24 protein-coding genes are annotated in these 21,612 nt (G+C 37.9%); 6 read left to right on the forward strand and 18 right to left on the reverse strand.

All coding sequences use genetic code 11. The features are described 5' to 3' along the window. Positions 1-157 precede the first annotated feature (157 nt). Positions 158-1,693 (reverse strand): glycine betaine uptake BCCT transporter, encoded by a 1,536-nt coding sequence (locus N780_RS06375; protein WP_036781688.1) that lies wholly within the window; start codon positions 1,691-1,693, stop codon positions 158-160. A gap of 481 nt (positions 1,694-2,174) precedes the next feature. Here N780_RS06375 and N780_RS06380 point away from each other — a divergent pair, with 481 nt between their 5' ends. Together N780_RS06380 and N780_RS06385 are read left to right on the forward strand one after the other, a co-directional pair. After that, on the forward strand, positions 2,175-3,077 hold the full coding sequence (locus N780_RS06380; protein WP_036781517.1) for a M23 family metallopeptidase: 903 nt from the start codon (positions 2,175-2,177) through the stop codon (positions 3,075-3,077). A 202-nt stretch (positions 3,078-3,279) separates the two neighbouring features. Then, complete coding sequence (locus N780_RS06385) at positions 3,280-3,912, forward strand: 2OG-Fe(II) oxygenase (protein ID WP_036781519.1); 633 nt, start codon at positions 3,280-3,282, stop codon at positions 3,910-3,912. 40 nt (positions 3,913-3,952) lie between these two features. On the opposite strand, the gene N780_RS06390 is transcribed toward N780_RS06385, so the two are convergent. From N780_RS06390 to N780_RS06405, 4 genes are all read right to left on the reverse strand, one after another. Further along, positions 3,953-5,005 (reverse strand): peptidoglycan recognition protein family protein, encoded by a 1,053-nt coding sequence (locus N780_RS06390; protein WP_084599383.1) that lies wholly within the window; start codon positions 5,003-5,005, stop codon positions 3,953-3,955. Between the two features lie 222 nt (positions 5,006-5,227). Further along, positions 5,228-5,524, reverse strand: a complete 297-nt coding sequence (locus tag N780_RS06395) for a hypothetical protein (RefSeq protein WP_036781522.1) — start codon at positions 5,522-5,524, stop codon at positions 5,228-5,230. A gap of 55 nt (positions 5,525-5,579) precedes the next feature. Next, a complete protein-coding gene (locus tag N780_RS06400; protein ID WP_036781524.1) occupies positions 5,580-6,131 on the reverse strand; it encodes a hypothetical protein in 552 nt (183 codons plus the stop codon). A gap of 46 nt (positions 6,132-6,177) precedes the next feature. Next, positions 6,178-6,939, reverse strand: a complete 762-nt coding sequence (locus N780_RS06405) for a nucleotidyltransferase domain-containing protein (RefSeq protein ID WP_036781527.1) — start codon at positions 6,937-6,939, stop codon at positions 6,178-6,180. Positions 6,940-7,150: 211 nt separating this feature from the next. On the opposite strand from N780_RS06405, the gene N780_RS06410 reads away from it, so the two are divergent. Continuing rightward, positions 7,151-7,606 (forward strand): DUF4362 domain-containing protein, encoded by a 456-nt coding sequence (locus N780_RS06410; protein ID WP_052114915.1) that lies wholly within the window; start codon positions 7,151-7,153, stop codon positions 7,604-7,606. 236 nt (positions 7,607-7,842) lie between these two features. Next, a complete protein-coding gene (locus N780_RS06415; protein WP_036781529.1) occupies positions 7,843-8,586 on the forward strand; it encodes an SDR family NAD(P)-dependent oxidoreductase in 744 nt (247 codons plus the stop codon). A 217-nt stretch (positions 8,587-8,803) separates the two neighbouring features. Here the strand turns inward: N780_RS06415 and N780_RS06420 are convergent, their stop codons facing one another. Then, positions 8,804-9,565: an HAD-IIB family hydrolase gene (locus N780_RS06420; RefSeq protein WP_036781531.1), complete on the reverse strand. Its 762-nt coding sequence runs from the start codon at positions 9,563-9,565 to the stop codon at positions 8,804-8,806. Between the two features lie 232 nt (positions 9,566-9,797). Here N780_RS06420 and N780_RS19170 point away from each other — a divergent pair, with 232 nt between their 5' ends. Continuing rightward, positions 9,798-10,460, forward strand: a complete 663-nt coding sequence (locus tag N780_RS19170) for a VanZ family protein (RefSeq protein ID WP_052114916.1) — start codon at positions 9,798-9,800, stop codon at positions 10,458-10,460. A 166-nt stretch (positions 10,461-10,626) separates the two neighbouring features. On the opposite strand, the gene N780_RS06430 is transcribed toward N780_RS19170, so the two are convergent. The 11 genes from N780_RS06430 to N780_RS06480 form a co-directional block, all read right to left on the reverse strand. Continuing rightward, positions 10,627-11,058, reverse strand: coding sequence for a hypothetical protein (locus tag N780_RS06430; RefSeq protein WP_036781534.1), 432 nt, complete (start codon positions 11,056-11,058; stop codon positions 10,627-10,629). Positions 11,059-11,069: 11 nt separating this feature from the next. Next, entirely contained in the window at positions 11,070-11,669 is a 600-nt protein-coding gene (locus N780_RS06435; RefSeq protein ID WP_036781536.1) for a histidine phosphatase family protein, read from the reverse strand. A gap of 520 nt (positions 11,670-12,189) precedes the next feature. Further along, positions 12,190-12,453 (reverse strand): hypothetical protein, encoded by a 264-nt coding sequence (locus N780_RS06440; RefSeq protein ID WP_036781537.1) that lies wholly within the window; start codon positions 12,451-12,453, stop codon positions 12,190-12,192. Positions 12,454-12,530: 77 nt separating this feature from the next. Next, positions 12,531-12,722: a hypothetical protein gene (locus N780_RS06445; RefSeq protein ID WP_036781540.1), complete on the reverse strand. Its 192-nt coding sequence runs from the start codon at positions 12,720-12,722 to the stop codon at positions 12,531-12,533. Positions 12,723-12,803: 81 nt separating this feature from the next. Continuing rightward, complete coding sequence (locus N780_RS06450; protein WP_036781542.1) at positions 12,804-12,986, reverse strand: hypothetical protein; 183 nt, start codon at positions 12,984-12,986, stop codon at positions 12,804-12,806. 927 nt (positions 12,987-13,913) lie between these two features. Then, positions 13,914-14,810, reverse strand: coding sequence for a DNA adenine methylase (locus N780_RS06455; protein WP_036781544.1), 897 nt, complete (start codon positions 14,808-14,810; stop codon positions 13,914-13,916). 57 nt (positions 14,811-14,867) lie between these two features. Next, positions 14,868-16,385 carry a ParB N-terminal domain-containing protein gene (locus tag N780_RS06460; protein WP_036781546.1) on the reverse strand — a complete coding sequence of 506 codons (1,518 nt, stop codon included), beginning with the start codon at positions 16,383-16,385 and terminating at the stop codon, positions 14,868-14,870. Positions 16,386-16,442: 57 nt separating this feature from the next. Next, positions 16,443-18,089, reverse strand: a complete 1,647-nt coding sequence (locus tag N780_RS06465) for an AAA family ATPase (RefSeq protein ID WP_036781547.1) — start codon at positions 18,087-18,089, stop codon at positions 16,443-16,445. 329 nt (positions 18,090-18,418) lie between these two features. Beyond that, positions 18,419-18,781, reverse strand: coding sequence for a DUF948 domain-containing protein (locus tag N780_RS06470; protein ID WP_052114918.1), 363 nt, complete (start codon positions 18,779-18,781; stop codon positions 18,419-18,421). A 136-nt stretch (positions 18,782-18,917) separates the two neighbouring features. Further along, a complete protein-coding gene (locus tag N780_RS06475) occupies positions 18,918-19,724 on the reverse strand; it encodes an aldo/keto reductase (protein WP_052114919.1) in 807 nt (268 codons plus the stop codon). Positions 19,725-19,924: 200 nt separating this feature from the next. Further along, complete coding sequence (locus N780_RS06480; RefSeq protein ID WP_036781550.1) at positions 19,925-20,437, reverse strand: YobA family protein; 513 nt, start codon at positions 20,435-20,437, stop codon at positions 19,925-19,927. Between the two features lie 165 nt (positions 20,438-20,602). Between N780_RS06480 and N780_RS06485 the strand changes: the two genes are divergently transcribed. Then, entirely contained in the window at positions 20,603-20,953 is a 351-nt protein-coding gene (locus N780_RS06485) for a DUF6176 family protein (RefSeq protein WP_036781701.1), read from the forward strand. A 95-nt stretch (positions 20,954-21,048) separates the two neighbouring features. Here the strand turns inward: N780_RS06485 and N780_RS06490 are convergent, their stop codons facing one another. Continuing rightward, the gene (locus tag N780_RS06490; protein ID WP_036781551.1) at positions 21,049-21,555 is read right to left on the reverse strand and encodes a YobA family protein; all 507 of its coding nucleotides are present in this window, start codon (positions 21,553-21,555) and stop codon (positions 21,049-21,051) included. Positions 21,556-21,612 lie beyond the last annotated feature (57 nt).

The following is a 21,612-nucleotide window of genomic DNA, read 5'->3' on the forward strand; positions in this document are numbered from 1 at the left end:
TCATGGTTTTGCTGGCTTAAGTAGCCAGGTCCCTTAAATTCCTATTTCAATAAAGAGCGTCTTTTTTCCTCTTTTGCCCTAGAACCTACACGAAAAAATAAAGTAAAAAAGCTAATACAACCAGATGAAGGTTGTATTAGCTTTAGCAAACGTAAGTCTATTCCCGCTTCTGATTCTTCCCTTTTCCAGGAGTATCAATCTTCCCAATTCCTAGCTCTTTGCCTTCTAGATAAACCGTCTTCACAAAACTAAACGACATCAACAACATAATGATCGAGAACGGTAACGCCGCAATAATCATCGTGTTTTGCAAGGCTTGAAGCCCTCCTGTATATAGAAGCGCTAGAGCCGTAACAGATAATAAAACACCCCATGTTAATTTGACAAACTGGCTCGGATCGCCTTTCCCGCCTGTTGTCATCAGTCCTAAAACAAAAGTTCCAGAGTCCGCTGATGTGATAAAGAATGTACTAATTAAAAGAATGGCTACAATGGATGCCACCATACTTAATGGGTAATTCGCAAATACTCCGAATAATGACTTCTCTGTAGCGAGCTCTGAAATGACCGCCACTCCGTTATGTTCAAGAGAAATCGCTGTACCGCCAAATGTGGCAAACCATAAGAACCCAATCAGAGAAGGAAGCAAAAGAACAAAGAAAACAAACTCACGAATACTTCGCCCTCTCGATACGCGTGCTATGAAAATCCCTACAAATGGCGACCAGGCAATCCACCACGCCCAGTAAAAGATTGTCCACGAATTGATCCACCCTCTAATCTCTTCATCAAGTGGCGCAATACGGAAGCTCATTTGAGGCAAATTCTGAATGTAGGCACCTAATGAATTCGTAAACAGATTCAATTGGAAAAGCGTAGGACCTAGTATAAACATCATCAGGAATAGTATGGCTGCTAAAATCATGTTAGCATTACTTAAATATTTGATCCCTTTCCCCAGCCCTGACCATGCTGAAATCATAAACAAAACGGTTACAATCGCAATAATGATCAATTGCACCCAGAAGGTACTTGGGATTCCAAAAAGGTAAGACAGCCCTCCATTGATTTGTACAGCTCCGAACCCAAGTGTAGTAGCTACCCCAATTACCGTCGCGATCACAGAAAAGATGTCGATCAATCGTCCTGTATTTCCATTTGCCTTATCGCCAATAATCGGTTGTAACGTAGCACTAATTAAGCCAGGTGTTCCTCTTCTGAAACTAAAGTAAGCTAATACTAATGCGACAATGCCATAAATGGCCCAAGCATGAATACCCCAGTGGAAGTAAGTAAATCGCATCGCATCTTTGATGGCTTGATCTGTACCGACTTCCCCCGTCGGTGAATTGACTGCATAATGACTGATCGGCTCAGCTGTTCCCCAGAAAACAAGACCGATTCCCATCCCTGCACTAAAGAGCATCGCTACCCAAGTTGGCCTTGTGAATTCAGGTTTTTCATCTTGCTTACCAAGACGTATTTTCCCAAGTGGTGTAATTAAGAACACTAAAGCCACGATCGTGAATAAGGTTACAACTATTAAATAATACCACCCTAAGCGATTGGCAATGAATGATTGCACATTTGAGGTCACCGTTTCCAGCCAGTCAGGCACCAGGATCCCAACAAGAGATAAAAGGATCATAACAGCAGCTGATATTTTAAATACGGGATTTAATTTTTGAAGCATGTTGCGAACGACTCCTTTCAGAAGCACAGTAAATTCCTTTATTAAATAAGCTTTGTTCGTGTTTAGCGTTGATTTTGTTCCATAATAGCGCCCTGCAATAAGTGGAGAGGCGTTTCCGTCAGCCATAATAAGACTTAAGGTGGGCCTGGAAATCACTCGCTTTCCGCAGGCGAGCTGTCGAGCTTCCTCGTTCGCTCCGCTCTCTGTGGGATCTCGTCTAGCTCTCTCTTGGAGGAGTCTCGCGATTTCCATTCCCCCCTTTACCGAATGGGGAGGAGAGGGAAGCGCAATACAACACTAAACACAAACAGAGCTATTAGATAAGGCTTATTCTCCTCTATCGGAGTCGGTATTATTCAGCTTTATAACTAGAAGAGACTGAATAAAAAAGGAAAAGATGAAACGTTTTTTTCGCTAATGCGTAGAAAGAACAAAAGGGAAAATATACGTAATTTGGAATAATTATTATGAGGAGGATTACATGTCGATTTGGTTATATGCATTAGTGTATTACATACTACCGATTGCTTTACTTATCAGGCTATGGAAAGGTGAGCTGAAGAGCCGTCTACTTGGAGCGCTTGAAATCGGGCTTACATTTAGCTTTTTTGCGTATCTCTTTGTTGTCATTCCTTGGCACGTGTATTCACATTACATCCGGTTCTTATGGGTGCTTTTGTTCCTGCCTGTCCTATTTATAGCTATTAAAAGGTTGAAGCCATTGCCTTTAAAGCGACCAAAAGGAGAACGAAGTGGGATGTTCTCGAACTTGCTCAGCTTTGCGGTGATGATTTTCTTCACTTTTATGGCCGTGAGCGGAGTTATAGGCTACTCTCCCTCGAATGACGAGGCTATTGATTTGGCATTCCCGCTCAAAGACGGTGTTTATGCAACGGGGCAAGGTGGTGCAACTACAATCATTAATTACCATAATGAACACAAACCCCAGCAGTATGCGATCGATATTCTCGAATTGAATGGTGCGGGGCTGCGAGCGAATGGACTAACTCCATCTGAATTGGAAGCGTTTGAAATCTACAATGCCTTCCTTTACAGCCCATGTTCTGGGGAGGTCATCCAAGCGGTCGACCAATACGAAGATATTCCCCCACTTGAAAGCCCTGACAAGGTTGAAGAAGCAAAAGGAAACCACATTACGCTACGTTGTCAGAGTGCAGATGTACTCCTAGCTCATATGAAGCCAGGATCGGTACAAGTGACAGAAGGCCAGACCGTAAAAACAGGTGAACTGCTTGGACTTGTTGGGAATACCGGAAACACAACAGAACCTCACCTGCACATACACGCAGAACGAGATGGGGTCGGGGTACCGATCACGTTTGATGGCCGTTTCTTAAAGCGAAATAGTTTAGTATTTCAATGATAGATGGCTTAGCAAGTATCATTTTCACCTCAAAGAATCCCTCCCTAACAAAGGGCAGGGATTCTTTTCATTGTAAACAAGAGGGCATAACTCGAAATAAATGTATACGATTTCAGATAACGTGGTAAATAATTGATTTATTTTCCTTTTTGTGTGATATAGTCCATATATAGAGAATTTTTTTATAAAAGGGGAATGCTACATGACGATTCGTACAGAAAGAGAACAAACGATTTTCCCGCATACAGGCAACCGCATTGTGGCGAATGACCGTGTAATGCCCATCATTTCCAGATACGATGAACCGCTTGTGGTTGTTATTGATAACGTCGCTAGTGACGAGGAATGTGATGGATTAATGGCGTTAAGCCAAGATCGATTACGTCGTTCTAAAATTGGACAATCACGAGAAACGAATGATATGAGAACAAGCAGTGGCATGTTCTTTGAAGAAAACGAGAATTCACTTGTAGAACGTATGGAAACACGACTCTCTACCATAATGAATATCCCTACCCAACACGCAGATGGCCTCCAAATCCTACACTACCAACCTGGACAAGAATATAAAGCGCATCACGATTTCTTCAAACAATCCGATAACAACCGCATTTCAACGCTTGTATTATATTTGAATGATGTCGAAGAAGGTGGAGAAACCTTATTTCCAGAGCTCGGTTTATCCGTCACGCCTAAAAAAGGGATGGCTGTTTATTTTGAATACTTTTATCAAGATGAAGAGCTAAACAACAAGACGCTTCATAGTGGCAACCCTGTTGTAAAGGGCGAAAAGTGGATTGCTACGCAGTGGATGAGGCGTAAGCCTATTCGTTAACCAGGCCAAGGGGGACAGTTCCCCCTCGGCCTGAAATTTTTTATACACCTTCTAGAACTGGGACGACGTACCTGTCCCTCCATCCCGGGAAACTCGCTTGGATTTCCTTCATCTTCTCTACAACAAGGGGGTAAAAGTTACGCTCGGCATCTGATGTAGAATTTCCACCAAAGAATCCCGTACCTGGACACGATTTAACCGCATGGCCTTCCCCGTGATCTAGAACACGTTCGCCTGTATTGATATCCCACCAATGATGATACGTAATACTGTCTACAGATGGAGTTAGGCCGTACTTCAACATAAGTAGGGCTGTGACGGTAATAAGTGTTTCTCTTTGTTCCGCAGTCATTTCATTATCACCCTTGTCAAAACTCCCCACATTCTCGATTGCTAAAGCATTCTGTTCGATCCTTTTCATCGCCGCTTCATTTTGCAAACCAAACGAACCTTCAGGAGGAGTATTAAAAGAACGACCAACAGCTACAGTACCATCAGGGAACGTCGTTAACTGCTGACTAATATCACTCCAGTTCATCCCGTTCATGTGATAATCCTTCATCCCTTTCAGCAAAGCAAAATGGTTTGAGCCATTGAAACTTTGGTAGTTAGGCTGATAAGTATGGTGCTGTTGAACGGTTTTTACGTATCGGCTGAATTGATGGTTAAGAACCCAATCCCGGAATTCCTCTCTCGTCATCAAAACGAATTGCCCGTCCATTCTGAGCTTCTTTGGAGGGATTTTTAGCGTTTGCCCCACGTAGAGCATATTGGTCTCGAGTCCATTGACTTCTTTAATAGACGATACGGTTGAATTAAACGTTTGAGACAAGACCCACAAAGTATCGCCAGGCTTCACCTCATAGTCAATCGGTACCCTTAACTTCTGACCGACCAATATCAGATTAGATTGTAACCCATTGATCCGCTTTAAATCGGATACAGTCGTTTCATAAGTAGCAGCGATTTTCCACAACGCATCACCTGACTTGACCTCATAGATGTTCCTGGGGTTATTCATAGCATGGGCCGGGGATAACGGCAGCTGTAATAATACAAACAAACTAATAAGGAATAGAACTATTTTTTTCATGGAATACTCCCTTTCCATCTTCATAAATGCCATTCATTATAAAAGCGGTAATGACTAGTAGTTTGTATATGAGCGGGTAGATTATTCAACAACGAATCCCAGAACAAAATACTTCTGACGACTCCTCCTTATGCTACAGAGGATAAGAATAACATTTATAGATGAAAGAAAGAGAAAAACGCCTGGATCAGATCCAAGCGTTGTGAGTTTCCTTATGAGACGTTAGTTGAATCTTAACTTTATTCTATAATAGAAAACTAAACTGATTACGATTGTGATAAAAGCCGTCCCGCCCATGACATAAGCTACACCCCAACCATTGGATTTTCCGGTTATGACCCAGACCTGGTAAGGGATATAAGCTAACATTACAAGTATAGGGATCCCATATAGAAGTAAACGAACATTTGTCTTAATATCTTCGAAGACTGAATGAGGTTTGTTATTTTCAGTCCGAGTAAGCCGAGTTAATGAAACCAACAAAACGAGGATTGCTATCAATAACCAGATAACATTCATAAAAACCCACCTTACTTATGTAATCTTTCCCAAGAGCGGTGAAGGTTCTGTTTTTTTACTTTACAGAGTAGATTAAAAGGTAAAGGCCACTAATTTTAAACGTCCATTCTTCCCCTCTTAACAATTGAGCCTCACTTATATTAAAATGATAAGATTGAAGGTACGGTGCTTCACCGTCACCACCACCATGCCCAATCGATGCAGTTTCGCCTTTTTCATTGAATGCCTCATATTCTATTTCTCTTGAATACGACTGATTATAGTTCAACCGGAACAGACTAAGCATAGTTCCTTTTGATTTTAATTCACTATCTAATCCAAATTGAATGATATAATGATCTTCCCTTTTTTCAGTTTTCACAAGATAAAGAACAGTATCATATATATTTTCTAAAAGTTTTGGTTCTTCAATACCTTCCAGGATTTCCTTTGTTGATAAAGTAACTGATACCCCTTTTTCAAAAGGTTCTGTATGAGCATTATAATCTTCTAAATGATGTCGGATGTAAATAATGTCCTTATCTTCACTCCAGCTACAAGCACTTATTGTAAGAATAAATGATAAAAGTGCGATCAATTTAAGGATATATTTAATGCTTCTCTTCACTCTACCCCTCCCAACCTTAAGATCTTATACCTCCCCATAGAGCGCTCTAGATCCGATCTTTCACTAGCTCTAACAATTTCTTGGTTTGTGAAGGCACTTCAAATTGCGATGCGTGCCATTCAAATTCTTCATCGATTAATCGTATAATGTTCTTTACAGCTTCCTGATGGGAAGATGGAGTTATATGCTCATAGATTTCTAGCAGTTGGTTCTTTTGTTCTGGAGGTAAATCACTTTGTACCGCCTTTATTCCTAACAGGGAACGGTCTTTCGCATATCGATAAAGAAGCAGATTCCCCAAATAACGTACACAATGTCTTAGCATTTCTGTCGCCCAAATGTCATTCCCTCGTGCTTTCGCCTTCGTATACTGAAACAAGAACCACACAACATCATCTGCATTGTCTCTTCCTTCTTCTATTGGTAACGTTAAGTTTTGAGTAGAAACATAATTATCCATCACCCCATCACGATCGTAAAGAACTCTAAAATAATCTTTCTCTTGTATTGTCTTATTGGTTACTGTAAACAAATCAATATGAATACCATCTTCATAGACCCCTAGGACCTGAGGAGCGATAATAAAAATGTCTTCATAAAAAAATAGTTCTTTATAAGCTTTCAAATGATCGACTCTTCTCGTTAAAAAAGAAGCCTCTTCTTCCTCATCAACGAGACAATATAAATCTATATCTGAATGCTCATCATGTTCATTTCTTCCCATTGATCCTTTTAAGAATAAACTTTGTACACATGTTTCTCCCTTAAGACTCTCCACGATTTTCTTTACAGCTACATCCTGACGCATACTCATCCCCCTTCTTTTTCTAGATAAATATTACGTCAGATTACTATATTTCAGAAATTAAATCAACTTTTTACAATTTATCACAGAAGAAGGAGATTATATATCCTATTAAAATTTAAAACACATGTCCTTCGTTTTCTATCTATACAGATACATTTTCATTGGTTATAAATGGTATAATCTACTAAACATTTTTGATGGGGGAATCGGGATGAACAAGAAGACATTTGTGCTCATTGGTACATTCCTATTGATGCTTTCAGGATGTCAATCAAACGAAAACCAGCAAGGCTATGAAGGACCTGAAGACACAAACGAAACCAACGTTCCTGAATATGTTCAATCACCAGAAGATATCATCAACATGCATGGAGACATTACAAACGTAGATACGTTCTATGCCTTTTTAGAGAGTGTAAATGAAGGCAAGGAAGATGAAATCAGAGTGGTAACATACACAACGGAAGGAGATCCCATGCTTCATGACCTTAAGTATGACGGGGAAGTAATCCACTCCATAAAAGACACTAGAAGAGATTCATATGGTCCTGGGAACGTAAACGAAGCAACTTGCGAATCAATTAAGGTAGCTAAGAGCGAAGAAAGAACGGAATACGTGTTATCGGGTTGTGATCAAGGAAATAATATGATTTTAGTCATTAAGTAAAAGAAGCACTAGTGAACTTGGGGACAGGTACACTGTCCCACCAATTCTGCGTCGCCTCCCTCCACTCTTCACCTCGCAACTAGTTACCCATCCATAATAAACGGGACAATGGACCTGTCCCTATGACCCACATATTCCATTTTTATCATATTATTATTACAAATTTAAACAAATTATGAGACTTTTCGACAAAAGAAGCGTAAAATGGAATATGAAAGATAGAGAGGAGAGAAACTATGAAACTAGAAAACAAAGTAGCTATTGTCACAGGTGGCGTAACAGGAATCGGGGAAGCAACGGTAAGAGACTTTTGCGAGCAAGGTGCTAAAGTAGTTATTGCTGATGTGAATGAAAACGGGGAAGCATTCGCACAAGAATTAAGAGATCAAGGATATGAGACGCTGTTTGTTAAAACAGATGTTACGAGTGAAGAGGATATTAAGAATGTTGTCAATCAGTCGGTACATACATACGGTTCTCTTGATGTACTATTTGCGAACGCAGGAATTGGCGATGTCACACCTGCTCACGAATTAACTTATGACGCATGGAAAAAGCTCATTGACGTGAATTTAAACGGAGTTTTCCTTTCAAATAAATACGCAATCGAGCAAATGCTCACACAAGAAGCAGGTGGTTCGATCATTAACAACGCTTCTGCTCTTGGTCATGTGGGTCAACCGAATATGACTTCTTATCCAGCAGCAAAAGGCGGTGTCGTGAATATGACGCGTACGCTAGCGATTACATATGCACAGAAAAACATCCGCGTCAATTCGGTGTGCCCTGGATACGTAGATACGGCCATTATGAAAGAAGCAGATGAAACAGCTCGTGAGCGCCTGACGAGTCGCCACCCTATCGGCCGTCTTGGTGAACCGTCTGAGATTGCGAAAGCCGTAACCTTCCTTGCAAGTGATGATGCATCCTTTGTAGTTGGTTCAAGCCTTCTGGTTGACGGTGGATATACCGCTCATTAATTCCATAAACGAAACGGACATGAGGCAGCTGATGCTTCATGTCCTTTTTTATAAAGCGTGTTTCCTATGCTTTAGCCTGAGTGAAAGGAGGGCCTGGAAACTACTTGCTTTCCTCAGCGATCCGGAAAATAGTGAACACAAAAAAGACATGAGAATGTATACCTCATGCCCCCAGTGTTTAAGATCTTTTCCCACAAAAAATACGCCGCATATCATGTTAGACAGTAATATGTTCAAGATTTCTTAGCTTGTTTATAATGACCTCTTCCTGATCTTCCCCTGAAGCGATCGTTTCGTCCGAAAAAGGAGTGAGTGACTCAAGTTCCCCAATTTGAATGGCGTGTGCAGCGTGTTCAAACATGGTTATATCATTCGCGTCATTCCCGAATGCGATATATTCTCCTTCCTTCACGCCGATCTGCTGCAGTGCCGACCATTTATGAATGCCTTTAGGATTAATATCGATAAGATCTTCCTTATGATGGCGATGGATCACTACATCAAGGCTCTCGACTTTTTCTGTTAACTCATCCATGTGAGAAGCCGTTAAAATCAGGACTTTCACAATAGTAGGTAAATCGCCAACAGGCACACGTGATGCCAACTGATTGGGATCGAGATTGTTTAAAATAGGATGATCAGCAGGGCCGGTGTAAGCATAATCCCATTCACTGTCGATTAGATAAGTAGCTTGATAAGTATCGATCAGCTCGTGTAACGCATCTATACTTTCAGTCTGAAATGATGTTTCAGAAACGAGCTCCCCTTCCCTATAGACCATGGATCCATTCCCACCAATTAACGTGCCGTTATGGAATTGTTCATCGAGAACCGGAAGCATATCACGAACAGGGCGTGCTGAAGCGAAGATCACGTCAAAACCCTTATGTTGTAACTCTGCGATCGCTGATGCAATCTTCTTTGAAAGAGGTTCCCCTTTAAATATAATCGTGCCGTCTAAATCAAATACTAGTTTCATAGTTAGCTCCTTTATGTATCCTTCTTCCCACACAACTAATTTACAAACTCTTATTCGCCCCTTCAACTTAAACGTGTTCGTCATGAGACTCTATAAGAAACGGCTTTCTTTCACACGAAGAGCCATTGAAAACCTTCTTTTAATGGTTTAATATGGAAATATTGTTTTAAGAGCGTTCGAATATGAAGAAGGACTCTTACCAAAAACGAATTATGATGAAGAGGGTGATGTTGTGAAAAAGTACTTATTGTTAGCCGTTCCCATCTTTCTTTATGGACAAGGTGTTCTATTTTACTTCCAGTCTAATGGTAGTTTGTTTGGGCAAAGTCTAGTAAATCTCGTAATGATCATCATTTTATTGGGTCTTCTATTGAAGCAGACACGCTTCCATCATGTACTCGACTGGATCGTAGGGATTGCATTCGTCTTATACTTTTGCGTTTTGTACCATCAAACGGTTGAGTTCGAGTGGTATTTCTCGAACATCCATTATACACCAGAAAATTTCGACTATGTCTTCAACTCTTTGAATCTTCTTCCCTTTAACGGAATTCTTGAGGTGTTACGCAATAATCCTAATGCAGCGTTTCAAATTTCAGGGAATCTGATCATGCTTGCTCCACTCGCTTTTTCTATGCTTTATTTTCAGTGGACAGCGAGCTATAAACGAGTGATCCTATATGCTTTTCTTTGTTCAGCAGGAATTGAAGTAATCCAGTTCTTACAAAACATGATTTCAACTGTATTTTCTTTAGGAATGGGAAGAAGCACAGACATTGATGACATCATTCTAAATACGGTAGGAGCGGGTATAGGAATTGGAGTCTATCATCTTTGGACAATGATCGTAGGGGTTTATCGCCAGAAGACCGGGAAGTCTAATATGACCGCTTAATTATAAGACATACATATAAGAAAAAAAGGGGGCAAAGGAACGGGTACCTTGTCCATTTGACGGCTATGAGGTATGGACCTCATGGCTGTTTGTATGTGAAAACAATAGAGTACAGGTTATGAACCCTCCCAGGTGGTGCTGCTATTATAAGACCTAATCTGGTCGGTTAAAAATTTTTCGCTACTGAAACGAACCATTCCTTATCATCTATATTTTTGGTAAATAGGTACTTATAACTTTGTTTGTTTGTCTTTCTCCACTTCAATATGTATTCTTTATCTTTTGTGATCCACACCGTGTCAGTCATTCCATCGATTTTAATCTTCTTTGATGGATCCTGATCAAACCTTGATGACGCAATCATAAACGAGATGCTATGACTCCCCCTTTCATAGAAAACTTTTGTTATGGGGTGGGTAAAACCATCATTTTTATACGTTATTTTGTTAATAGTATATCCCCTAGGCATAACGGGCGTTTTGAATTCACCAATTTTTTGTTCAGCTTCTTCTTTGTTATCAAATGTATAATACTCCACGTTCTGACAAGCCACAAGTAAAACTGCAAACAAAGGCAGTAGTATTTTTAATAATTTCAACTTCTCATCGCTCACTTCTTAATTGAACTTAAGTGAGAAGTGTCATTTAGAAAATGGATCACTCTCTCATCTTCTTTCATTTCAACTAAATGTATTCCTGTGTCATCCGTTTTAAACCAAAAGTCTTGATTTACTGGATTCTTCAAAAAAGCCTGAAGTATATTGTTGATGACTCCACCGTGAGCCACTATGGCAATTCGTTTGTGTTGGGTTGAGGAAGTGACTATTTTAGAAAATATCCTTTCTATTCTCATTCTAAATTCAATGAAAGATTCTCCTTCTGGGAACCTATCATGAGGCTCCTTCGGCATAGAAAGTTTAGCTGCTTCTTCAAAAGGAACGCCCGCAAATACTCCATTATTATGTTCCATCAAATCAGCTTCATAGTTTATCTCACTATTAAGACGATCGATTAGGCAAGATGTTGTTTCCTTTGCCCTCTTTAGAGTGCTTGTCCATATTACTTCAGGAGGAAAATCTAAACTAACTCTTTCAGCCATAGTTTGAGCTTGTTTGTGCCCCAGTTCTGTTAAGGAAAAATCAGCTCGCCCTTCATGAACGTTTAATAAGTCAGCTTCAGATTCCCCGTGTCTTATTAATATAATCTCCATTTAAACACCTCAGTAAAATGATGAAGGTTGCAATATATTTTTCTGATAAGCTCCATTTTCTAATTTCCCTTTTCCACTTCAAATTCCAATCGATCTAAACCCCAGACCTCTTCGTCATATATTATTGGGTTAGAAACTTTTATTTTCGACATATGATTATCCACGTTGTACTTCTGCAAAACCCTACTCCATCGGCACGCACAAGAAGCGGTTATTATTAATGGACAATCGTTCACCGATCAGAAGTGTAAGGAATTAGGGTTTAGTTTTCGTGAAATAGTTATACAAACTAACTAACCCTAAAACAATAAAAACGGTCATAGCGACACCATAATAAATCGACTTAAACGTGTAGCTAAGCGAATTCATACTACTTACCATTGCAGAACCTAAAACAAAAAATAATACCACTAGCAGCAAGGGTCTATCTTTCATCCTTTTTATCACCTCCATAACATTGAGTTTACTTCACCTCGGAAATAGGATCAGGTACCTTGGCCCGAAAAGTCACTTTTCCAATTTAAAAATATAACCAAAATGTGAGTATAGAAAAAACAACGATTAAGATAACTTTACCTAGAATGAATTCTTTATTACTTATGCCTAACTTTTTCTCTACAAACCTTATGTAAATCACCACTAGTAAGAAACCAAATAATGCATAAGCTTGCCCTGTGGAATCGTGAAAAACTGCTATAAACCTCATAGCTGCTAATCCAACTAGGAGAAGTCCTAAATATCCAACGCTCATATAGAAATAGAGACTCTTTTTCTCACTTTTCATAGAATCCCCCTCTCAAAAAAAACATAGATCTCTCTGCCAAGTAATAAACGACTATTCTTTTTCAACAATCACACTCGTTAACGCAATGGGAATGAAAGGCTTTGAAGAAGCGTAAATGTTATAACGAATGTAGATAAAGAGCCAGCAATGAGTAATGTTACCATTTTCCAACGCTTTATTTCTATTGAAGGTTTTGCAGCCTCTTTAGACACTGTCATCCATATAACCATAGATAGTATGACTAACATAAACGTAACTTCTTTAGACACATTTGCCACCTCCATCATTTAACCCATTCTGTTCCTTTTATATAAATTAGAAAAATAATGACTTTATTATGTAAGGAAACATTAGCTGTTTGTGTCATTTCCATCGTTCATATGATGAATTGCACTTTGGGCATAAATATCCTCTGAAAAACTACCATTTTTAATTCCATCCTCTTCATCACCATTGATGCTATTCTTTTTAGCTATGAAATCAATAACCGCTCCAAAGGCGAGAAGGCTTAAGATCCCAACTAACCAGACCATATTTTCCTCCTAAGTATAGACCAGAGTTTCTTCACAATTAGTTTACCATTTATAACCATATCATGCCATGTAGCTTCCGTATTTCCCTCTTACAGAATCAGCAAAAGAACCGCCCTCGCCTCTCCATTTAAACCTGTTTCCATTTCTTTTGTTCTTTAAGAATAGTTAACAAAACAAGTACGAACACTACCAAGGTCAATTGAAGCATAGCATCCCTATAATTTTTCCGCACGGAAATAAGGACAGGTGCCTTGTCCCAGAAATACGGAAGCTGATCAGTGCTTCGTTGTTTAATTCATAAAAGCAATAAATATATACCTACCTACTATACGGAAGAATAATGGGGGAAGGTACATACCCCTCCTTCCCACAAAAAAAGACAAGCCCATAAAGACTTGCCTCTCCATCTTATTTCTTTCGAACCCCAATTGCCTTACCAACCTGCTTTGGTCGATAAAGCTGCTCGTCAACTTCTATCATCACAGCGAGCTTATCCGCTATCTCACCTGGGAAGGCTGCACCTCTTCCTTCTTTATAGGCTTTGAAAGGAATCCAGCAAGTTTAATTAGAAAAGGAAAAAAATCAAAACATTACTAAGAGCAATTCGACAAACGGAAAAGTTACAGAGAGCACTGACTTTGAAGTAACCGTTAAACGGAATGGCAACAGAGAATTATTTATACTTTAAAACGAGCAGTGAACTAAATAAAAATCGCCAGGCCTAATCTGGTACTTATTTATTTTCCTAAAAAGGAAGAACCATCATCACCCTTCCCGAAAAGGGAGCCTATCTGAACTTTCAGATAGGCTCCCTATAGGAGGAAATTAGGTAAGATTATCGTATAATCTTTGAGATTTCTTTGATTCGTTTGACCAGATCTTTTATTTCATATATAACCAAGTCCATGTAGTTCTAAAATACGCAAACTATCTCTTTATATAAACTGATTTTACATATTCTCCTGAATAAATAATATTTTCTGAGATGGGTAGCTTTATTTTTGGGCTATGAATTAGAAGTTCCTCTTCTTTTCTTACTTTATTGGCAGAATATCTAATGAAGTATCTTGTTAGAGGCACCCCATTATACATTTGCATTATGTGTCTTTGATTATCGTAAGTAGTAATCCATTTATAATTTATAAGTCCTGCAATACTCTCGCTTAAAGATAGATGATCACTATGATTATAAAAGTTAGCATAAAGATTTTTACCTTGTTTATAATAAGGAGGGTCGAAGAATATAAAAGTATCATGCGGATCCATATTCAGAATATTATTAGATATAAAGTCCTCCGCATCTTCATTAAATATATTAATGGAATCTTTCCAATAACTGATTCTATTGATTTTTCTTATTAAATCTTTTTTATTAAAGCGACAATTTATTTTATCCTTGGCATTTTGATCAAATCCACCTATGGGGCCGCCAGTTATTATCCCTGATCTATTTGTTCTATTTAAATAGAATGTAGCAAAACCTACCCTTAAAACTGAATGTTTACTAGGGTCGTTATAAATACTTCTAAAATAATGCCAACTATCAACAGTTATTGGTGTGTTAATTATTAAATCTACAAATTCTTCTGTTTTATAAAGTATTGAATACCACATACAGTAAATTTTTTCATCAAAATCGTTTATGCAAATTTTTGATACGTAGTTGTTGAAAAGTAAATAAAGAGCTAAACCTGCACCACCAGCGAATGGCTCCACATAAGTTGTGTTTTTATTAATATTATTGTATTCAAACAAATCTAATATAAATTTGTTCATTTGAGTTTTACCACCAGGATACCTGAGAGGTGAATCAGTAATAGGCATTTAAATGTCCCCTTTTCATTAAAAAGCTTATCATATTTTTAATGAGTTGGCCATTAACTAATTTTTTACCTCACTTTGCTCCAATAGCCACTTTATTAGATTAAAAGTTTGAGATTCAATTAACTTTAGCAAGTTAGGATCAGGCTCAGAATACTTTGCATGAGATATAGAATTTAAAGTGTCTGCCCAATTTTGACTAGAGAAATTCTCAATAATTCCTTGTAGTCTATTGTGTGTCCCACGTAAAATGTTTTCCTGATCATAAAATTTTAAAAGTCCGGTTAAGCTGGGATCTTTCCCTTTATTCATAACTTCATTTTCCCTACCGATGGATCTTAAATATACTTGTAAAGAACATTCTATTAAAGTTCTTACTAAAAATGTAGCACTTAAGGTGTGTTTTTTATAGTTAATTTGTTCCAATTCATATAAAGCTCTAGATATTCCTGAAGAACTTCCTTGATAAATAATTCCCTTGTATAAGTGTTTCCTTTCTACCGGCTTTGGTGGTTTGACTGAGTTGCTATTTTCACCTCTTAGTTCATTTCTTTTTGTAGCAGGAAATTTTACATCTTTTTCTTTCTTATTTTGAGTCGTTTGAGATTTATCATGTTCTTTGTCTTCTATTTCATCAATATTATTTGTTGATACACTTTTTTTGGTTTGTGCATTAGATTGCGTAACAGTTGTTTCTTGATTTACTGGAATGCTATCTTCTTTCCCTTCTAAATGCTCTTCTTTCTTTTTAAACATTGTGTCTGTAAATACTTGGTCTAATTGAGTTCTAGTATTTATAGTTTCATAAACGAATATTTGACGAAATATATCTTTTAAAATCATATCTACAAATTCTTTTGGTGCGGCATATTTAAATTGATAGTTCTCAAACCTAATCTCTAGTAATTCTTTAGCTTTATCAGAGAATGGTAAGAATCTATCCAGTTTAGTAGCCTTAATTAATGGGTTCACTATTATATCTTTTTCCTTTTCATTCCATTCAATTTCGTCCCATGCATACTGCATAAAAGAATGAAACTTTAAAGATCTACTAATCTGATATTCAGAAGTATTCAGTATAGCAGCTATACTTGAAATTGATTGCCCTCGATTATATCGAACTAGTACTCTCCGCACTTGTGATAACCTCGACCACGACTTTACAGAGCGTTCCGTGTGCTTGGAAGTTATAAAGGGCTCTGCTTCATCTCTTGAGGGAGCTATTACAACTTCTATATTGCTAACGTTCATTTGAGTCGTTGTTTGAGGAGACAACTGATACGAATGGTTCTCTTTTAAAATTTCTGGTTTTTTAAGAACCTGGCAAGCAGCTATTCTCCTATTTCCCTCTACTACAATATATTTACCATCCTCAATTACCACCACTATTTTCTCAGTTGGATATAGGTCTCTATTTTCGTCTATTGAACGTGCTAAATCTATTATATCGAAGTATTCGACTAAATAATTTCTTAATTTTTTTTGAGTAGGGTTATCAACAAAAACTCTGGGATTATCAGGATCCAAGAAAATCTTATCTAAGGGCAGTTTACGGGTTTCCCATGTTGAAAAGTCCATAATAAAGTTCCTCCAAGTCTATTTAGTAACATTAGAATTAACAAAGCTCGCATGGAATTATTTAACAATGGGCGGATACCCATGTATTGCATTTATCTTGTTCATCTTAGTGATTAATTCATTAACAAACCGCTCTCTCCCATTTACACTTTTTGAGAATTTATTAAATAGTTTATTTACTATTTCTGGGTTATTTTCAAACCATTTTTTCACCTTTTTAGAATCTGTATTCTTTAAATCATCTGATGTTTCTAATTTTATATTTTGATCAATTAGTGTTTTTATGAATAGATCCTTGGGTTTTCTTAAAGTACTCGTAAAGATGCTGTCATCCTTATTACTATCAAATAAGAACTTAATAAATAATTTTTCAATAGGTAACTCAAGTGATTCATCAGGCAGTCTCATAACTTGGTCTTGATTTTTTATTTTATCTATCGACTTATCAGAAACATCAGCATCAAAAACCACAATTGTGTTAGTTAGAAAGGAACTAGCACTGTTGCATAATTTAACTAAAAAGTTAAAAGGCAACCCTTCTCCTTCATCATGTTCTATGAAGTTTATACGTTTTATAATGTGCTGTTTTGAAATCATAAATCTCATAAATTTTTTTGCTAACTTATCTTCACAGAGTATATCTATTTTAGGTGCAATGTTTGAATTAACGTTAAAATCAAAAGTAAGCTCCTTGTAAATTTTCTCATACAAAGGTTTTTCTATTACTTCTATCTCGTCTGAATAAAGTGTTGAAAGGTAATATGTATTAACTTCCTTCTGTTTTTCCTGTTCTTCGATCGCATGCTTAATTAATGATAGCGAATGAGTGTTCACCAATATCTGCACTTTGTATCTTTTAGCCCATTTATAAAGAAAATTAAAGAGATTGATTTGTGCTACCGGGTGTAAGCTTGCTTCAATTTCATCAATACACATTATGCCATTAAAACTTCTTTGATTTTTATTTAATTCTTTCAATCTCATGAAAGATATCAGGCTATGAGCTATCCTACCTAAATTATCCTCACCTGAAGATATTGCTTCATAATCATAGTTTCCTTTAGTTGGCCCAAAGGTTTGCTTAATTTGTTTATTATCGTACACAGTTTCCATATTATTGTAAGAACCTTTTAGTAATATGGATTTATAAAAGTCAGAAACAAACTTCTTTTCCCAATCACTGATATAGACTCTAGTTGGAGTTGCATCAGAAGTATGTATGGAAAATAACCTATTTAAGTTAAGATAGTTTGTATCATATAAGAGGTTTCCATCATTACTAGTGTTGCCACCTGTTACAATTCGGATTTTAGGATTATCTTTGCTTCGCGGTTTTGTATAAATGGGGATTTTTATATCTAACCCCTCGTCATCCTCTATTAAGATATCATATTCATACTTTTCCTTGTCATATGTAGGTGATAACTTAAAAATGTTACTGAAATTTGTCTTTAGTGGATTGCCATAAAGATCGGTGGAATCAGAGTTGAAGGGTTGAACAAATAAGCCAATTAACGTCGATTTCATTGTCCCGTTATGACCAGATACTACTGTTATTCTATCTGATAATTCGAGGTATTTTTGATTCATATTTCGGAATTTTTTTATATTTATTCCCTTAATTTTACCTACATTTATTTCTTTGTTAGAAACCCCTAATTGTCTTGGGGTTTTCACTTCACTAATGCTTGATGTATTACTCATATGTACCCTCCTGTTGATGTAACTACTATTAAAAAATAAGAATTTTGTTTATATGTTTATATATTGTTGATTATTCAGGTATAACCATTTGAGCAATTTTAGGTATTAATTACCCGTATTTCTATATTATACCTTAAAATATATTTCATATATATGATAGTTCTCAGTTAAATATTGGTGAAAAAGTACTAGGGGCAAAGCGCGGGAGAAACCTCCCTTGGTTACATTTATATTGTTTCCCCCTTGTGTTTCCAATATTTAAACTCAACCGAAAAGATCTTCATAGAAGCTCTCCGAAAAAAGAGACCGGTTCCCCAGCCTCTTCCTTCTCACTTTAATTTAATTTGCACTGGCTGGCTTTCCTGTGTCCGAACCGTTTTCCTTTCGTTCTTGTCCAAAGCAGTCCTTTTCATTGAGCTTGTTACCTCATGGATCATATCCCCCACATCGTGAGCGGATTCGATCAGAGGATCGACGGCTTCCATTTTTCCTTTTACATCCACCGAAATTTGGTTAGCTTCATGAATCAGTTCTTCTGCCTCCTCCGTAATGCCGTTTACGGATTTTCGCACATCAGACAGCGTTTCTTCTGTTTCAGCCAGTGTTGCCATGACTTTTCGTAATGTTAATATCAAATAGGTGACGAGAACAACAAACGCAATGGCTGCAATGAATACACTCCATCCAAGCATTAAGACCACCTCCCTCCTCTTCTCTAAGTCTATGAGAATGATGGGAGGGACATTCCTTTTTTACTAGATATAGAAGACCTCAAAAATAAAGTGGAATTACAGCGGGTCGGCTTGTGCTCCTTTTCATTTTAAGGAGCTACATTTTCTTCAAGTAGTTCATATCCTCTTCACTAATCATGAAATTGACCTCAGTATTCGTCCTTAAATGCTTAGGAGTGACGGTTTTAGGTAGTGGAAGAAGTCCAAGCTGCAAATCAAACCGGACACTTAATTGAGCTACGGAAACACCGTATTTATCTGCGATCTCTGCAACCTTTTCGTTTTGTAGTAAGTCCCCGTGGGCAAGAGGGGAATATGCCTCAACAAGAATGCCTTTCTCTTGCGTATATTGAATCAAGTCCAATGGAGTATGGGTGATATTCGCTAGGATTTGATTGGCCATTGGCTTAACATTGCACACACTTAGAATGTTCTCAAGATCGACTTGTTGAAAGTTAGATACGCCAATCGCACGAAGTTTCCCAGCTTCGTATGCTTCTTCAAGCGCTCTCCATACTTCACGGTTTTCTTCAAAGTACCGATTATCACTACCGAACTCATTCCACGGTTGCGGGCAGTGAATGAGCATAAGATCAATGAATTCAAGCCCCAGCTTCTCTAATGACTGATCGATGGATGCAACAGCCTCATCGTATGACTTTATTTCAGCAGCGACCTTTGATGTGATAAATAGTTCATCTCTTTTCACGCTAGAGGTAAGGATTCCTTCCCCGACTCCTCTCTCATTTTCATAAGCCTGCGCTGTATCAATGTGACGATACCCAACTTTTATAGCCTCTCTTACTGTCTGTGCCACATCGCTATCATCAATCTTCCAAGTCCCAAGACCTAGTTTAGGAATCTCCATTCCATTTGATAGAGTATAATGTTCATTTAAAATCAACGTGAATGTCCCCTTTTGTTTTTATTTCGCCCATACCAAATAGCACAAAGGGAGAAGGATATTATTAAATCCACTCCCCTTTTATTCATTCGCACCTTGCAAAATATGGTACAGTAAAAGCGGTTTCATGTCGAGAAATATGGAACTGCGGAAACTTGAAGTAAGGGTGGCATTTTCCCAAAAGACTCTCTCACCTTGCTTTATGGATCTTCAATACTTACTTCAAGTACCTCATCTCTATCTTGCAGCTTAACGCTCCACATGTTTTTTTCCTCTAAAAATTCGATGGCTACCACCACTTTTACGTCTTCTCCCGATTTGCTTAACGCTTTTATTAACGCTTCTGATTTCGATAGAGTAGCTCCTTCTGGTTTCTCCTCAGAAATGATTTCAACTTTACCGATCTTACCCTGTCCAGGATAAGATTCCATTACACTACCTTCCACCCAAACATTGACTCGTTCGCCGATTGAAACTCCTTCAACATCACCAGAGCCCCAGAGTGCTTCGTGATAATCTTTACTCCCATCGTTATTGGCGTCTTTTGCGTCTGGATTAACTACTAGTATTCTTGAGTCGTCTTTATCCATTACATAGCCTGTATAAGACGGTTTCCCCATGTTTTGGTTTACAGATTCATCAGAGGAAGTACAACCAGCGATTAATAGATTCATAAGGAACAAGAAGCCCATTACGCATAATCCCTTTCTCATTCTTGCACCTCCTTTGTTTAATCCATTCGTCGAATAGATTCTTTCAAAAGTTACACCATTACAACTACGCGCTAGAGGGAAAGTAGACAACCTATATTTCATTATTTTCATTTTCTGTTAAAATTTGAAGGGTATAGTGAACCTCAGAAAGGAGGACAAAATATGATGACTGTTGAACTAACGAGATTTAGAGTGAAAGAGGGCAAGTCAGAGCGAGTTGATGAATGGTTGAAGTTTTTGAATGACAACATGAAAGATGTGCTCGTTACATTAGAAGGAGAAAAAATGTACGTTGAAACCATTTTTAGAGAGCATCTGAATGGCGAAGAGTTCCTATATTGGTATTCAGTCCAGGGGAAAGACGGCCAGGAAGTTGACCAGTCGGAACATTGGATAGATCAGAGGCATTTGGAGTTTTGGGATGAATGTATAGATGAAACCTTTAAGCCAAAAGACTTGAAGACAGAAGTGGTTATGATTCCTCAACGTGTAAGGGACAGCATGAACTCAGGTTAATTAAGTTACCATTACATATCTTATTTTGACAAGCGCCGGGGGCGGTTCCAAGGACAGAGGGGACTATACCCTTCTCCTGAACCCCCCTCTTTATTTTATTTATCTACCACGCTTATCTTAAATACAGAATCCTCTGCCCTCAATAGGTTTCGTAGCTTTACGACCCACTCGTTTTGTTCTTTTATATAAGTGATGGAGTCTACAACATTCATTTTATCTTCTGTTTTGCTTAAGGCTTTTCTTAATGCCTCTGACTCCGAAAGAGTAGCTCCTTTTGGCTCTTCCCTCGATATGATTTCAATTTCACTGATTTTAGCCTGTGCAGGATAGGATAGCATTACATCATCTTCTATCCACACTTGTACTCGGTCACCGATAGAAACACCCTTAACCTCCCCTTCCCCCCAGAAGGCGTCGTAATAATCTTCCCTGCCATTATTATTGACATCCTTTGCATTTGGATCAACTACCAGAATTCTTGAGCCCCTCTTATCCATAACATAACCTACATCAGCTGATTCAGGATCCTTAGAAGAAGCACAACCTACTATTAATAGATTAACTAGCAACAGACAACTCATTAGAAATAGTACCTTTTTCATTTTAGATCCTTCCTATGTTTACTAAATTGGTCGTGTCTACCTTTTCAAAAGTTTCAA

The sequence above is a fragment of the Pontibacillus chungwhensis BH030062 genome (assembly GCF_000770675.1).
Lineage (GTDB): Bacteria > Bacillota > Bacilli > Bacillales > BH030062 > Pontibacillus > Pontibacillus chungwhensis.